At 59.6% G+C, this 13,528-nt stretch carries 11 protein-coding genes and 2 pseudogenes; 4 read left to right on the forward strand and 9 right to left on the reverse strand.

Annotation, left to right across the window (positions count from 1 at the left end; genetic code table 11):
- Positions 1 to 49: 49 nt before the first annotated feature.
- The 3 genes from DMO26_RS20340 to DMO26_RS20350 all read right to left on the reverse strand — a co-directional run bounded on the left by DMO26_RS20340 (position 50) and on the right by DMO26_RS20350 (position 4,150).
- Complete coding sequence (locus tag DMO26_RS20340) at positions 50 to 1,591, reverse strand: alkaline phosphatase family protein (protein ID WP_117193987.1); 1,542 nt, start codon at positions 1,589 to 1,591, stop codon at positions 50 to 52.
- Positions 1,591 to 2,403 (reverse strand): DeoR/GlpR family DNA-binding transcription regulator, encoded by an 813-nt coding sequence (locus tag DMO26_RS20345; RefSeq protein WP_117193988.1) that lies wholly within the window; start codon positions 2,401 to 2,403, stop codon positions 1,591 to 1,593. Before DMO26_RS20345 ends, DMO26_RS20340 begins: the two co-directional genes overlap by 1 nt.
- Before the next feature lie 148 nt (positions 2,404 to 2,551).
- The gene (locus DMO26_RS20350) at positions 2,552 to 4,150 is read right to left on the reverse strand and encodes an asparagine synthetase B family protein (RefSeq protein WP_162894993.1); all 1,599 of its coding nucleotides are present in this window, start codon (positions 4,148 to 4,150) and stop codon (positions 2,552 to 2,554) included.
- Positions 4,151 to 4,488: 338 nt separating this feature from the next.
- On the opposite strand from DMO26_RS20350, the gene pepT reads away from it, so the two are divergent.
- Positions 4,489 to 5,712 carry a peptidase T gene (gene pepT / locus DMO26_RS20355; protein ID WP_117193990.1) on the forward strand — a complete coding sequence of 408 codons (1,224 nt, stop codon included), beginning with the start codon at positions 4,489 to 4,491 and terminating at the stop codon, positions 5,710 to 5,712.
- Between the two features lie 61 nt (positions 5,713 to 5,773).
- Here the strand turns inward: pepT and DMO26_RS20360 are convergent, their stop codons facing one another.
- Together DMO26_RS20360 and DMO26_RS20365 are read right to left on the reverse strand one after the other, a co-directional pair.
- Entirely contained in the window at positions 5,774 to 7,168 is a 1,395-nt protein-coding gene (locus tag DMO26_RS20360; protein ID WP_117193991.1) for an ATP-binding protein, read from the reverse strand.
- Entirely contained in the window at positions 7,168 to 7,905 is a 738-nt protein-coding gene (locus tag DMO26_RS20365) for a response regulator (protein ID WP_117193992.1), read from the reverse strand. Before DMO26_RS20365 ends, DMO26_RS20360 begins: the two co-directional genes overlap by 1 nt.
- 360 nt (positions 7,906 to 8,265) lie before the next feature.
- On the opposite strand from DMO26_RS20365, the gene DMO26_RS20370 reads away from it, so the two are divergent.
- The 3 genes and pseudogenes from DMO26_RS20370 to phnL all read left to right on the forward strand — a co-directional run bounded on the left by DMO26_RS20370 (position 8,266) and on the right by phnL (position 10,533).
- Entirely contained in the window at positions 8,266 to 9,126 is an 861-nt protein-coding gene (locus DMO26_RS20370) for a MipA/OmpV family protein (RefSeq protein ID WP_205421245.1), read from the forward strand.
- Positions 9,127 to 9,477: 351 nt separating this feature from the next.
- Positions 9,478 to 9,687, forward strand: a pseudogene (locus DMO26_RS20375) (alpha-D-ribose 1-methylphosphonate 5-phosphate C-P-lyase PhnJ); the annotation flags it as partial.
- Positions 9,684 to 10,533, forward strand: a pseudogene (phnL, locus tag DMO26_RS20380) (phosphonate C-P lyase system protein PhnL). The pseudogenes DMO26_RS20375 and phnL, both read left to right, overlap by 4 nt.
- 88 nt (positions 10,534 to 10,621) lie before the next feature.
- Here phnL and DMO26_RS34455 read toward each other — a convergent pair.
- The 4 genes from DMO26_RS34455 to DMO26_RS20395 all read right to left on the reverse strand — a co-directional run bounded on the left by DMO26_RS34455 (position 10,622) and on the right by DMO26_RS20395 (position 13,369).
- Positions 10,622 to 11,482 carry a zinc ribbon domain-containing protein gene (locus DMO26_RS34455; protein ID WP_226951361.1) on the reverse strand — a complete coding sequence of 287 codons (861 nt, stop codon included), beginning with the start codon at positions 11,480 to 11,482 and terminating at the stop codon, positions 10,622 to 10,624.
- The gene (locus DMO26_RS34460; protein ID WP_226951362.1) at positions 11,479 to 12,399 is read right to left on the reverse strand and encodes a recombinase family protein; all 921 of its coding nucleotides are present in this window, start codon (positions 12,397 to 12,399) and stop codon (positions 11,479 to 11,481) included. Before DMO26_RS34460 ends, DMO26_RS34455 begins: the two co-directional genes overlap by 4 nt.
- Positions 12,400 to 12,653: 254 nt before the next feature.
- Positions 12,654 to 12,908: a toxin-antitoxin system HicB family antitoxin gene (locus DMO26_RS20390; RefSeq protein ID WP_117193993.1), complete on the reverse strand. Its 255-nt coding sequence runs from the start codon at positions 12,906 to 12,908 to the stop codon at positions 12,654 to 12,656.
- Positions 12,905 to 13,369 carry a putative toxin-antitoxin system toxin component, PIN family gene (locus DMO26_RS20395; RefSeq protein ID WP_319025407.1) on the reverse strand — a complete coding sequence of 155 codons (465 nt, stop codon included), beginning with the start codon at positions 13,367 to 13,369 and terminating at the stop codon, positions 12,905 to 12,907. The genes DMO26_RS20390 and DMO26_RS20395 overlap by 4 nt, the downstream gene beginning before the upstream one ends.
- Positions 13,370 to 13,528 lie beyond the last annotated feature (159 nt).

The following is a 13,528-nucleotide window of genomic DNA, read 5'->3' on the forward strand; positions in this document are numbered from 1 at the left end:
GTGATCGACAAGCATTGCCAAGAGAGCACCCGTGTCACCGGAACCCCGGCTATTTAAGGATTTCGGCGAGAGGCGAGCCATCGGCCTTCTCACTTGCCGACATGCCGTGAGAAGATACCACCGTACAATCCTCGGGTAGAAGTCTGTCCCCCACCTGCGACAGTCGCAGGAGAACCTGCTTACCCCGCCGGATGGAACTTCTGACCTCCAACTGGCCAACGCCCAAACCGTCCCGTTTTTGGGTGAGTTCGGCAAGAAACCGTCCCGAGGCGGTGGCCGGGACGTCGAGGCCGAGCAGCGTCAGAACCGTCGGCGCAATGTCGACGATGCTGGTCGGCACCTCGCTCGTCGCATTCGACAAGAAATCCGCTCCATGAGCGATCAGCAGCGCAGACAATTCCTTGACGTGCAGTCCGCCATGCGTGCCGCCGCCGACAGGCATGTTGTATTCGCCGGGATCGTAATAGGCGCTCCCGGGAATACCATAGGCGTTGTTCTCATCGTTACCGGCGAGATTGATGCAGAGATCGGGAGCGCGAAAATGCCGTGATCGCGTCAATTCGAGAGCCAGCGTGCCGTCAATCACGCCTTCGTTCGCGCCCGGTGCACGGGCATTGCTGAATCCGCCGCCATACCAATCCTGTTCGACGAAGAAATCGAAAAGGTCCTGGGACAGGGCGCGATCGGGATTGCGCAACCAGATCCCCACGGCACGGCCGGGCCGCACGAGAATGTTATTCCCCTCGGTAAACGAGGTGCCCGCGGAAAAGCCTGCGCTCCTGAGCTCGTCTGTGACGGATATGAGCCCTTTGATCGTCGAGTGCCCATGATCTGATGTCACCAGAATGGTGACATCATCCCGCTCGGGAAGAGCGTCGCGCCAATCGAGCAGCATTCCAAGGGCATTGTCGCACATTCCGATCTTGGCAAGCTGCTGGGGCGAGCCGAGCCCGGAAAGATGCGAGGCGCTGTCGGCCTCCGTGAGCCAGATTATCGAGACGTCCGGATTTCTCTCCTTCCAAATCGTGCCTGCGAACACTTCGACCGCCTTGGCCTCGGTGCCGGTCGTCTGACCGCCGTCGGGGATCCGGTGCCTTTCCCTGATCAGCGAAACCATGGCATCGGGAAAACCCGTTTGGGGGTGGCGGACATTGTAGCCGGCCTGTCCACAGATATCGCCGCGCCAGTTCAACGCCGAGAGCGATCCCTGCCCGCTCGAGGTGACGACTGCGAAACTGCGGCCGTTTTTTGCCAGGATTTCCGAAAGGCCGATGGCCGTCACCATGCCTCCCGGCAAAGCGCGATCGGCGTCGAACCAGTCGGCCGCCATGGTGGTGACCGTCTGATGCGCCAGATGCTGGCGGGCGAAAAACTGATTTCCCAGAATGCCGTGCGTCTCGGGATGTGATCCGGTGACAAGCGATGTCAACGCGCCACGAGTTTCGCTCGGAAAGACCGTCCTGTGATGACGCGCCCACACGCCCCTCCTGTACAAGGCATGAATGTTGGGCGTGGTCACTTCGCTGATCATATCGGGACGAAGCCCGTCTATACCGAAAATTATGATTTGCCGCCTGCGGGGGGTGGGCATCACGGTTCTTCCTCCAAATCGGAAACTTCGAAGGCTCGTCGCCCGGGTTTGTTCGGATAGATGACCCTGACACCAAACCGATCGAAAGCGTCGGCGAACTCCGCCGAGGGCATTTGATCCGTGACGATGGTGCCTGCCTTGGAAAGCGGTGCGCTGCAAAAGGCGCCAGATGCACCAAACTTGGTACTATCCGCGACGAATATCGAGCTATGACTGCGCTCGATCAAGCTCTGCTTGAGCTGCTGATTTTCGCGGCTCGATTCCACCAGGCCGAATTTCAGGTCGATGCCATAGGCACCTATGATGGAAAGATCGAACACGCAGTCGGAAATGGAGGCGAGCGTCTGGGATCCATTGAGCACGCCGCTGGAGTGAATGTATTCGCCACCGGTCAGAAATACGCGGTGCTCCGCCGGGCCTTGAAGTGCCTCCGCAATGGCAGGCATGTTGGTGGTTACGAACAACGGAGCGGCATCCCGCAACGCGTGAGCAATCGCGAGATTGGAACTGCCGCCGCTTATGAACACCCGCTGATTGGGTTTCACCAGCTTTGCCACGATTTTCGCGATGGCGGCCTTCCCCTCCGATTGGAACTTTATGCGTTCCTGGATAGGGGCTCCACGGTCGGCTACGATCGCCCCACCGTAAACGCGCTGGATAGCGCCTTCCTTTTCCAAAAGGAGCAGGTCGCGACGTATCGTTTCCGGGGATACGCCATAGTCTTCGGCAATGCTGCTGATGCGGACGCCCTGCTGTTCAGTTATTCGTTTGGCGATTGCACGCTGCCGACCAGCCGCAGTTAGACGCAACATCGTTCCATGCCCATTTTCACCTGGACCCGACTACCGTTGCAGTGCTGCAGATTTATGACAGTTTGTGGAACTTTTACCGATTTTATGGAAGTCGGCAAAAGCAGCTATCGACGCGCGCGACGCAGGATTGCCCTGTGATCCTGCCATGTCAGGCGAAAGCTTCACACCAGTATGCAAAGGCGACGATATTCCACGCCGCATGCACAACTTCGTCACTCAAGTCGTTTTTCAATGCGCCCGAAACAAGATCGATGTAATCCTCCGAGAGGATCTGTTCGAATGAATAGGCGTTGGCCTTCCTGAATTTGGTTATCCGGGACAATAGCCACTGCCGCATCCTGTCATCATATTTGAGCTGCTGGATGGCTTTGGGACGCCCGGCAATCTCTGCAGGAAGGCATCGCGCCGCGAATTCCCGCAGTAATATCTTGTTTTGATGAGCGTCGATTTTCTGCTCCTCCGGCATCCTCAGACCCAGGGAAACAACGTCAAAATCCGCATATGGCATACGGGCATGCATGCCGAAATGATGCGCAAACATCGATTGCATACTCATACGCTCATCCCTGTCGAGCACGAAGCGTGTGAGAGCTTCCGAGAGGTTCTGCGGAGGTTGCTGTTCGGGCAGGGCCTGGCAATCCGCCGCAACCAAACCGGCACGGAAAAGCGGTTCGGCTGCGAAAACTCTCGGTTTCAGATGGGGCGCCACGCCATTGCCACGAGAGGCCTCCCACACCTCGCGATGCATCCGCATGCCGCCGAAGATCGCATCGGAAAAGTTTCCGGAAAACATGACATCCACCCGCTCTTTGGCGTTTTGATGCATGGCATAGAGGCAGGGATATTCATCAAAGCCGCCGATATTCTCTGTGGCCAGGATCGAAGCGGGAAGCAGGTCCGTCAATTCTTCGGGATCGACAAATAGCTCCATGTGGTCGAGACCAAGTGCCGCGGCTGTCCTGCGCGCGCCGATGACTTCGGGATCGTCTTTGCCATAACCCACCGTGTGGGAATGAAGGGGGCCTCCCCCAAGCGCGCGCTTGAGCAAAAAAGCGATCAGCGCCGAATCAACGCCGCCGCTCAGCATAAGTCCGTGTCGCTGGGAACCGGTCCCGACATGCCGGCGGACGGCCGTGTCCAGGGTTCTTTCGACATCGCCGATCTCAAAGAAGACTTTCGGTTCGGCCTCCAGAACCGTTTGGCCCTCCTCTATCGTCAGGCTTTGGTGCAGGTCGAAGACATTTAAGACGCCGGGCGCAATCGGCCTTATGCTTCGGAAAAAGGTTCGGGCCGCCGGCGTCCATCCCTCGCGGAGATATCGTTCAATCACCGGATAGTCGAGAAGCCCGGCCTGACCCAGATGAGGCATAAAATCCTTATATTCAGAGGAGAAAAGAAGCCCGTCCGCGAGATGGCAGACATAGAGCGGTGCGATCCCCAGGTGATCCCTGGCGAGAACGAGCCTTCCTCGTAGCCCGTCGGCGATCGCGATGACGAAATGCCCCCTGAGCGCCGAGACGTCGATCGTTCCGTCGGCACGAAACCGGCGCGCGATGTCGGCGGCATCGACTTTGGTGCCCACCAAATCAGAGCAATGGCCCGTTACCCCCACAATGAGCTTTTCCGACTGATGGAGAGTGCCGGCCACCAGCCCCTTTCGCCCGATCGAAAACGGACTGTCCGTCAATCGGCTCCCCTTGCCGTCGCACGCTTGAGACACCTTGGATACCGGGGCAAATGTGAACATGCCCCGCCCCATGGACCCGTATAATTCAAACATGGCTCACCCCCATTTCATACGCGATCAGGAGCAATTCTGTAGAATATCCAAGTCACATGGCGCAAGATCGCAAAATTATATTCATCACATTACAAGAATTATCAATACATTACCTAAATATATCAAACTATATTTTCCCGGACATTTGCAGGACCAGCCGTTTCACCAGCGTATGGAGTTTTTGCAAGGCCCGTCACCAGGCCAAGGGCTTGACTCCTGACGAATATTGATGAGGGCTTCGTCATAGCTCGTCTGGGCAGATATCCCGCTTGCTCCAGGCACCACTCAAACGACGGCAAATCGCCATGGATCTTCGCGACGAACTGATCGAAAGGTTCTTCCGCTATCTTGCAATCGAAAGCCAGAGCGATGCAAAATCCTCAACACTGCCTTCGACACCGGGCCAAGCCCGGCTCGCAGCGCTTCTGGCCGGCGAATTGCGAGATTTCGGCCTCGATACCGTAACCGTCGACGAACATGCCATCGTGACGGCAATCAGGCCCGGAGCGCGACGGGATGCACCACGAATCGGGTTCATCGCGCATCTCGACACCGTGGATGTCGGCCTGTCACCGACGATCAAACCCCAGGTTCTTCGTTTCGAAGGAGCGGATCTGTGTCTTAACCGGGACCTGGACATCTGGTTGCGGATTGACGATCATCCGAAAATACGTGGCTGGGAGGGCCAGGATGTCATTGTCGGCGACGGCACGAGCGTGCTCGGAGCCGACAACAAGGCCGCAATCGCCGTCATCATGACATTGCTCAACCGTCTTGAGACGATAGGGCCACATGGCGACATCTGCGTTGCTTTTGTCCCTGACGAAGAAATCGGCCTCAGGGGAGCAAAGGCGCTCGATCTTCGCCGCTTCCCCTGCGATTTCGCCTATACGATCGATTGTTGCGAAATCGGCGAGATCGTCTTCGAGAATTTCAATGCCGCTGCCGGACAGATCGTCTTCACCGGCGTGAGCGCCCATCCGATGTCCGCCAAAGGTGTCCTCGTGAACCCGCTGCTGATGGCGATGGACTTCATCGGCCTGTTCGATCGAACCGAGACCCCGGAACACACCGCGGGACGCGAAGGATATTTCTGGTTCAGGGACATGGTCGCGAACGACACGGAAGCGCGTCTCAACGTATTGATCCGGGACTTCGACAAGGTCGGCTTTGAACGGCGCAAGCAGCGCATTGGAGAAATGGTCGACGTGGTCAGATCGATCTATCCGACCGGACAGATCAGGTACCAGTTGAGCGACACCTACCACAATATTCACGATTATCTTGTCGGCAACAGGCGCTCCATAGAACTGCTTTTTGCCGCACTGAACCAGTTGGACATAAAAGCCAAACCAATTCCGATGCGCGGCGGGACGGACGGATCCGCCCTGTCCGCTAGGGGATTGGTGACGCCGAACTTTTTCACGGGCGCCTATAATTTTCACTCCCGCTTTGAATTCCTTCCAGTCCCGGCATTCGAGAAATCGTTCGAGGTTGCAAGGGCGATTTGCGCGTTGAACGCCATTTAGCCATACCACCCGCCGTGCCATCGTCATGCTGGGAGACGGATCGATCCGGCGGAGCCTCCCCTCACCCGGCACGGGCAAGATCGCCCGCCGATTTCGCAGGCGCCGAACCTTCGGTCGCGTGGCCTTCCGCGGGGAAATCCATTTGCGCAGCGAGGCCATGCGGCGCCCTGTTCAGAAGTTCGATCGTGCCGCCATGTGCCCGTACGATGTCGTCGACGATCGACAGACCGAGCCCGAATCCGCCTCGCTCGGTCGGTGTCCGTGCCGCATCGGCCTTGAAAAACGGCTCGAGCACGCGGGTACGCAAGCTGCCGGGAAGGCCCGGGCCGTCATCGACAACGCTTATCCGCACCGTCCCGTTTCGGACGACCGACAGCTCTACCGAGATCTCCTGGGCGAACTTGCTGCTGTTCTCGACAAGATTGGTGATCGCACGTGCCAGCGATCGCGGTTTGCAGCGATAAGCGAAACGCTCGGGCCCGACATACCTCACGTTGTAGCCTATGTCGGAGAAGTCGGAACATACGGTCGCCAACAGGCTGGGCAGGTCGGCATTGACCGGTTTCTCGGTCGCCATTTCCTTGCTGAGATAGGTGAGCGTATCGTTGATCATGTCGCTGAGAGCGGAGATGTCCTTCAACAGCGCCGTTTTCAGCTCCGGCTGCGTCGAGCGTTCCGCGCGCAGGCGCAGACGCGTCAGCGGTGTGCGAAGGTCGTGGCTTATCGCGCGCAGCATGCGGGTACGGTCGTCGATCATGCCGCGCACCCGGCTGCGCATGTCGTTCAACGATCTTGCAAGAGTTCGAATTTCAGCCGCTCCGCTTTCATCGAATGGCCTGTCCGGGCCGTCATCAGGCCTCAGCGTTTCTGCGGCTTTCGCAAATTCGAGGAGCGGAGCCGCAATGACCCGGGCCGCATACAGCGACAGAAGGGCCACCGGCAGGACGACAGCCATCAGTTGCAGCACGATGGTGACCTGCTGGTCGCTGATCCATCCGTCGGCAGGAGGCGATGCGGGCAGAAACGCCAGAGCGCGATCGTCCCCCATCCCGACGACCAGGACATCGTGAAGTTTTCCGGTGGAGGTTTCGGTCCGGAAAGCCGTCGCGAAGGTGGCCGGCATATTGTTCTGGACAAGGTGGCGGACATCCTCAAACGAGATGTTCATATCGGCCTCCGGCGAAAGCTCCGCCGCCGAGACCTCCTCGACCTGAAGCCCTGTCTTCGATGTGGCATCCAGAATCGCGGCTCTTTGCTCTGCCGACTCGGACGCCTTGACCTGATCGATGACCGTCTCGATCTTCAAGGCAGTCGCACGGGCATAGGAAACACTCTCCGGATCGTCGCGCAACAAATACTCAGAGACGGTACCCAGGATGACGAGGCAACCGATGGGGCCGACAGCCAATGCTGCGATCTGCCGGCGGATCGACCCGGCCTGAAAGCGTGTAAACATCAGTAGGCCTCGACCTTCGGGGTGAACATGTAGCCTCCCAACCGGACCGTCTTGATGAAGGCCGGCTCGCGGACATTGGGTTCGATCTTCTGCCGAACGCGGCTCACGTGGACGTCGATGCTGCGTTCGACCGGGCCTGCAAGGCCGGCATGGGTGAGGCGCAAAAGCTGTTCGCGCGTCATGACGCGGCCCGGATTCTGGCAAAATGCCAGGAGAATGTCGAATTCAGCCGTCGTCATCGAAACATGCACGCCCTCCGGATTCACGAGTTGCCGCAGGACCGGATCGATCTGCCAGCCGGCGAACTGCATGGCCGTCCGCGGCAGAGGCTGCTCCACCCCATACGAGGCACGCCGCAGCAGCCCTTTTATCCGCGCCATCAGTTCGCGCGGATGAAATGGCTTGGTGATGTAGTCATCAGCGCCGAGCTCGATGCCGACAATGCGATTGATCTCGTCGCCGAGGGCCGTGAGCATGACGATGGGGATGGTCGACGATGCCCGCAATCGGCGGCAGATGCTGAAGCCGTCTTCGCCCGGCAGCATGGCGTCGAGCACGACCAGATCGAAGGACTGCTTGCGCAAGATGGCGTCCATGTTCGCGGCCGAGCCGACCGCAAGAGCCTGAAGGCCATTCTCCTTTAGCATCTCGATGACCATCGCCGCGATCTCGTCGTCATCCTCGACAAGGAGAACGCGAGGTACCGTATCCGATGCGACGAGGTGTTGAGCTGTCATGTGTTCGCTTTGCAAAGTTGTCGGCAGGTTTGCAGAACTTACCTGCGCAGGTTTCCCAAACCTGCCTGCATTGTCGCAAAAACATCTCCAAAGTCACGGGGTGAAGATATTTTGATATGTTAAGCCGAAACCGGGCCGTAACCAGGCGCCATCACGCCTTCAACCGCGCAACCACCGGGTTGAATCCCCGAAAGCACTGCGCTTTCACCACAGCATCGGCCGGGCAATATTTCTTAACATCACAAAACCCAAGTTAACGGACCCCTTTCAGATAGTGCGGCCGCGAGAGGCACGATGCGTCGGGCTTTCACACTCCGTGCGCGTCGCAAGCTCTCTTTCGGATCCCAGGAGCCAATTCGAATGTCATTGACCAAGTCGTTTTTAAGCAGCCCTCGGCATGTCGCCATAGCTACGGGGCTGGCAGTGGTTGCGTGCCCGCCGTTCCAGGCACGCGCCTCCGATTTTTTCGAAAGGGACGCAACCACCCCTCCTCCGTCGGCGAGCTTCGACAAGGGACGCTTCGGCGGCATACGCCAGAAGCTTTCCGAATGGGAAGTCATCGTAGGAGCCGGGGCCATGTATGCGCCGAAATTCGAAGGTTCGGACGAGTTCGAGGTCGTCCCCATCCCGATGATCTCAGCGACGTTCGGCGATCGCGTCACCGTTGATCCGATGGGCGTGAGCGTCGACGTGCTGGAGGCCAAGGGCCTGAAGCTGTCGGTCAAGGGCGGTTACCAGATGGGACGCGACGAAGACGATTCCAAGCACCTGCGGGGTCTTGGCGACATCGATGGAGGGGCTGTCATCGGAACACAGCTTTCCTATGAGGTGGGGCCGGTGGAACTCTACGCCTCGGTCGACAAGACAATCGGCGGCGACGACGGCCTCACCGGCCAAGTCGGCGCAAATGTTTCCCACCACTATGATCGCTTCATCTTCTCGGCAGGCGCCTCCGCGACGTTTGCCGACGATAACCACATGAAGAGTTATTTCGGGGTGACCGCAGCCCAGTCCGCGCGCTCGGGATTGCGGCAGTATGATGCAAATGCCGGGCTCAAGCGCTTCGATGTCGAGGCATCCGTCACCTATATGGCAACCGAGAACTGGGTTATCCGCGGCCAGGCCGGCGTCGGTTTCCTCACCGGCGACGCGAAAGACAGCCCCATCGTTCAGGACGACGTACAACCGTCCGTGATGCTGCTCGTCGGTTACAAGTTCTAGAGGCTTCCAGAAACCCTGCAGGGAGCAACAGATCCGCCGCACCTCCCCTGCCGATACCTGTTTCCGGCTGAACCTGACCCGGAATTCCATGACGGCAAAGTTGGAGCCGGTTCCTTTCCGGCTCCGCCTACTGCTCTTCGATGCATCGGAAGCAGTGTTGTCCTGCCGGGGCGATATTACCCCCTGGCTTCGGTCGTCACCGGCGGGATGGCATCGCTGGTGACGGCGAAGCGGACAAAAAGTCCCTGACGTCTCACCGTACAAGCGGCCCGTCGATTGACGGGCCGCTTGCGCATCCTCCGGTCATTTCCCCGGGCACCCACGATATGTGGCTAAGATGCCGAATTGACCTTCGAGGTGCAGAAATGGAAACAGTGCTGCGCGCCTTGCGGCTCAAGGGAAAGTTTCCTCGATGAGGTGATCACAGACGATAAGGGCGGCCGCATGTTCGTCTGCTCCGACACCGATTTCTGCAACACGCGTCAAGCCGAACAGGCCGCTGCAACGGAGGCAACTGGCGGCAGGGCTGGCGAAGATCGGCTCGCAGGAGAGAAGGCATGACCATAAACGCGCTGCGCAAGCTGGCTCCAAGGCCGCCGCTCATGGAAGTCTGCGACCTGTCCAAATCCTATGGCCGCCAGATCGGCTGCCTCGACGTCTCGTTCGCGATCCGCCCCGGTGAAGTGCTCGGCATCGTCGGCGAAAGCGGTTCCGGCAAGTCGACACTACTTTCCTGTCTCGCCGGAAAGCAGCCACCGGATACCGGCACGATCACCTACGACATGCAGGACCGAGGCCCGGTCGACATCCTGACGCTGTCGGAACCGGAGCGCCGGCGTCTCGCCCGCAAGTCGACGCTGCTGCGCTCGCTCTATGCCAACTACAAACCAGATGCCGGAAAGATCTTCGTCGAGCACCGAGGCGAGACCGTCGACCTGCTCGCCGCCGAACCCCGGGGAAGTGGTCGAGATCCGCCTCAGCACGATCGGTTATGTCAGCCAGTTCCTGCGCGTCATCCCCCGCGTTGCTGCCCTCGATGTCGTCACTGAGCCGGCGATCGCCAACGGCAAACCGAGCGAGGAGGCGAAGGCACTGGCAAAGACGCTGCTCACCCGCCTCAACATCCCCGAACGGCTGTGGTCGCTCGCCCCCGCCACCTTCTCCGGCGGCGAGCAGCAGCGCGTCAACATCGCCCGCAGCTTCATCGTCGACGATCCCATCCTGCTCCTCGATGAACCCACCGCATCCCTCGATACCGCCAACCGCCAAACCGTCGTCGACCTCATCAACGAGGCCAAATCCCGCGGCGCCGCCATCGTCGGCATCTTCCACGACGCCGAGGTGCGAGAGGCGGTGGCGGACAGGCTCTTCGAGGTGGGTCAGCAACGGCTCGAAATGGCCTCCTGACGGGCGGAGCCACCCCACGCTTTCAGTTTCACAATCGGTTGCGAGTTGCGGCACCCCTGGATTTGAGCCTGCGATTTAAGTAATTGATTTATTGATGTGAATTTCGCGACAAAATACCAAATCCCGGCAACTCATTGGATTGTCGGGGTTTTCTGAGATATCTTTGGTTGCGGGAGCTTGCCTTGGCCGGGACTTCGCCTCTTCGTCTTATGACAAAGAGGCGCTGGTTGCGGGGGCAGGCTTCGACCGCTGGCATAAAACCGGCTGGCCTGCTGGTTTCTTCCACCTTGGCCAAGTCGAGGATGCCGAACAACTCGCCGCGTAGGGTGGCATGAACCTCGCCGCGCTTGGCTCCGGGCGTGAGGACGATTTCCCCGATCAGGGAGCGCAGGGTTTCCGCCGCCTGCCTGCCGCCGTCCGGATCGCTGAGGGCGTCGGACAGGCGCTCGACACCGCGGCGATAGAGGTTGGCGAGGTTCGGATGAACGTCCGGCATGTCCGCAGGCGCTTTGGCGAGGCGGGCGACGATCTCGGCTTTCTGCCGTTCAAGGTCGTCCATGCGCGCTTTCATGGAAGGCTGGTACATGCCGTTCTCAATGGCGGCGATGATGCCCGCAATCGCCTTCTCGATCTTCGCAAGTGACTTCTGGTCGGTCTGCGCCTGCACACGCCGGTCGCGGTTCAGCCGGTTCATTTCCTCTGCATAAGCTTTGACGACCTCGGCAACCGCCTCGGATGACACAAGCCGCTCTTTCAGGCCAGTCAGCACACGAGCCTCGATCTTGTCACGGGTGATGGAGCGGCCATTGTCGCAAGTGCCGCGCCGGTGATGGTTGAGGCCGGCATAGCGGTTCGGCGTAATGATGCCGACCTTGCCGCCGCAGCATCCGCAGGTGAGAAGGCCGGAAAGCAGATGAACCGGCCGGTTTGCCAGATGCGCGCGCTTCATGCGGCCTTCCAGCGTGTTGGCGGGATTGGGGCCGAAGATTTCCGATATCTGCGTTTGACGTGCACGGGCAGCATCCCACGGTTCGTCGTCCACGATACGCAGATGCGGAACCTCTGTCCTGATCCACTGGCTTTCCGGGTGATGCGCGACACACGCTTGCCGGTGGAAGGATCCTTGATGAAGCGCAGGCGGTTCCAGACCAGAACGCCCGCATACAGTTCGTTGTTGACGATCCCGGTTCCCCGGCTGACGTGGCCCCGGATGCTGGTGTCGCCCCATGCGCGGCCAAGCGGGCCGGGAACCCCTTCCCTGTTCAGATCGACGGCAATAGCCTTGGGGCTTTTACCGGAAGCGAACTCTCGGAAGATGCGGCGGATGGTGTCGGCTTCCTCGGGGATGATTTCCCGGTCGCCCCGGATGGGCTCTCCGTTGGCATCGAATTTCTTGACCACCTTGTAGCCATAGCAGAGCCCTCCCCCGGCCTTGCCCTTCTCCACCCTGCCCCGAAGGCCGCGATGCGTTTTCATCGCGAGGTCTTTCAGGAAGAGCGCATTCATCGTGCCTTTCAGCCCGACATGAAGCTCGGAGATTTCGCCCTCGGCCAAGGTGACAATGGTGACGCCTGCAAACTTCAAGTGCTTGTAGAGCGTGGCGACATCGGCCTGATCGCGGCTGATGCGATCCAGCGCCTCGGCCAGCAATATCTTGAACTCACCGCGCTGCGCGTCGCGCACAAGCCGCTGGATGCCGGAGCGCAATATGGTGCTGGAACCGGATATCGCCGCGTCCTCAGAGGAGCCGACAATCTGCCACCGTTCCCGGCCCGCATGTTCCCGGCAAAGCCGGAACTGGTCCTCAATCGACGCCTCGCTCTGGCTGTCGGACGAATAGCGGGCATAAAGGGCTGCTCGGGTCATGGTCTGGCTTCCCCTTCATTCGGCAATGCGCTGCGTCTGTGCCGGACTTGTTGCGGCTGGCGCTGCCTGCCAGCGCACGCCCTGCCTTTCCTGCTTCAGAAGCCTACGCCGGGACGGAGCCGCCCGGTCAAGGCTGGCGCGGCACGCGCCACCGCGGAACGCGGCTTGGCCTTGAGGGGGTGGCTCGGTTCCGGCCCGATCGCTGCAAGCCAAAAAAGGCTTTCATCGCACCTGTTCAGGCCCAGTGCATTGCATCAAATGCTGTCTTCCTTCAGGGGTGGCACATTCGGTGCTTTGCCCAGCAAGCCTGTCAGCGCACCGCGCTTCGTCGTGCCTGCACGCGCTTTCAGGAATTCGCTGGCCGTCTCCACGGCCCCGATCTTCTGCGCAACCGCCGAGATGATCCACTGATTGAGGGATACGCCGTCCTCTTGTGCCAGACGCGCCGCCGTCTCCTTGAGCGACTGCGGCAGTTGCAGTGGGTATTTGTAACGTTGGGTCTGCGTCATGTGTTCAGTCTCCTGACGATCTCTCCCGGTGTTATCACGGTCATGCCCAATCCGAGCGCCGGACGAAAATCCTTGACGTTATGCGTCACGATGGCCTCGGCCTGTCCGTTCAAGGCAGCCTCAAGCACCATTTCGTCTGCGACATCGGAGAGGATCGGCCGTGTTCGAAACGAAATATCGACGCCCTCGGCAATGGCGGCAAGCGCGCTCATCACCGAAGCGACATCCTCAAGGCTGTGGCCGGTTACCTTCCGCGTTTCCTCCCGGCTCAGCACCGCCTCATATTCCAGAAACAGCGCTGTCGAACAAAGCGGCGTCATCATGCCCTGGTCCGCGAAACGCAGAAGCAGATTGCTTGCGCCATTGCGGCTGCGGAACGCAGCTACGATCACATTGGTGTCCAGAACCAGCCTCATGGGAGATAATATATAGACATCCCATAAGATGTCAACGTTTTGCATAAGGGTTCCTGTCAGCCATCGTCATCCTCGGCGCTATCTTCGCTTCTGCCCCGATTATCGTTGGCGGCCCGCAACGCCTCGAAGTGTTCCCGCGCCATCTGCCTACCAACCGGGCAATGGACAGCACAACCGCGTCGAGCTTTTCGGAAGCATCGGCCC

It is taken from the genome of Rhizobium terrae, from assembly GCF_003425685.1.
GTDB lineage: Bacteria > Pseudomonadota > Alphaproteobacteria > Rhizobiales > Rhizobiaceae > Neorhizobium > Neorhizobium terrae.

Coding starts and splice junctions, on each gene's coding strand:
- DMO26_RS20370 (WP_205421245.1), top strand. CDS start 8,266: ATGTCATTGACCAAGTCGTTTTTAAGCAGCCCTCGGCATGTCGCCATA.
- DMO26_RS20390 (WP_117193993.1), bottom strand. CDS start 12,908: ATGACGCAGACCCAACGTTACAAATACCCACTGCAACTGCCGCAGTCG.
- DMO26_RS20365 (WP_117193992.1), bottom strand. CDS start 7,905: ATGACAGCTCAACACCTCGTCGCATCGGATACGGTACCTCGCGTTCTC.
- DMO26_RS20395 (WP_319025407.1), bottom strand. CDS start 13,369: ATGCAAAACGTTGACATCTTATGGGATGTCTATATATTATCTCCCATG.
- DMO26_RS20360 (WP_117193991.1), bottom strand. CDS start 7,168: ATGTTTACACGCTTTCAGGCCGGGTCGATCCGCCGGCAGATCGCAGCA.
- DMO26_RS34460 (WP_226951362.1), bottom strand. CDS start 12,399: ATGACCCGAGCAGCCCTTTATGCCCGCTATTCGTCCGACAGCCAGAGC.
- DMO26_RS20350 (WP_162894993.1), bottom strand. CDS start 4,150: ATGTTCACATTTGCCCCGGTATCCAAGGTGTCTCAAGCGTGCGACGGC.
- DMO26_RS20345 (WP_117193988.1), bottom strand. CDS start 2,403: ATGTTGCGTCTAACTGCGGCTGGTCGGCAGCGTGCAATCGCCAAACGA.
- DMO26_RS20340 (WP_117193987.1), bottom strand. CDS start 1,591: ATGCCCACCCCCCGCAGGCGGCAAATCATAATTTTCGGTATAGACGGG.
- DMO26_RS34455 (WP_226951361.1), bottom strand. CDS start 11,482: ATGAAGCGCGCGCATCTGGCAAACCGGCCGGTTCATCTGCTTTCCGGC.
- pepT (WP_117193990.1), top strand. CDS start 4,489: ATGGATCTTCGCGACGAACTGATCGAAAGGTTCTTCCGCTATCTTGCA.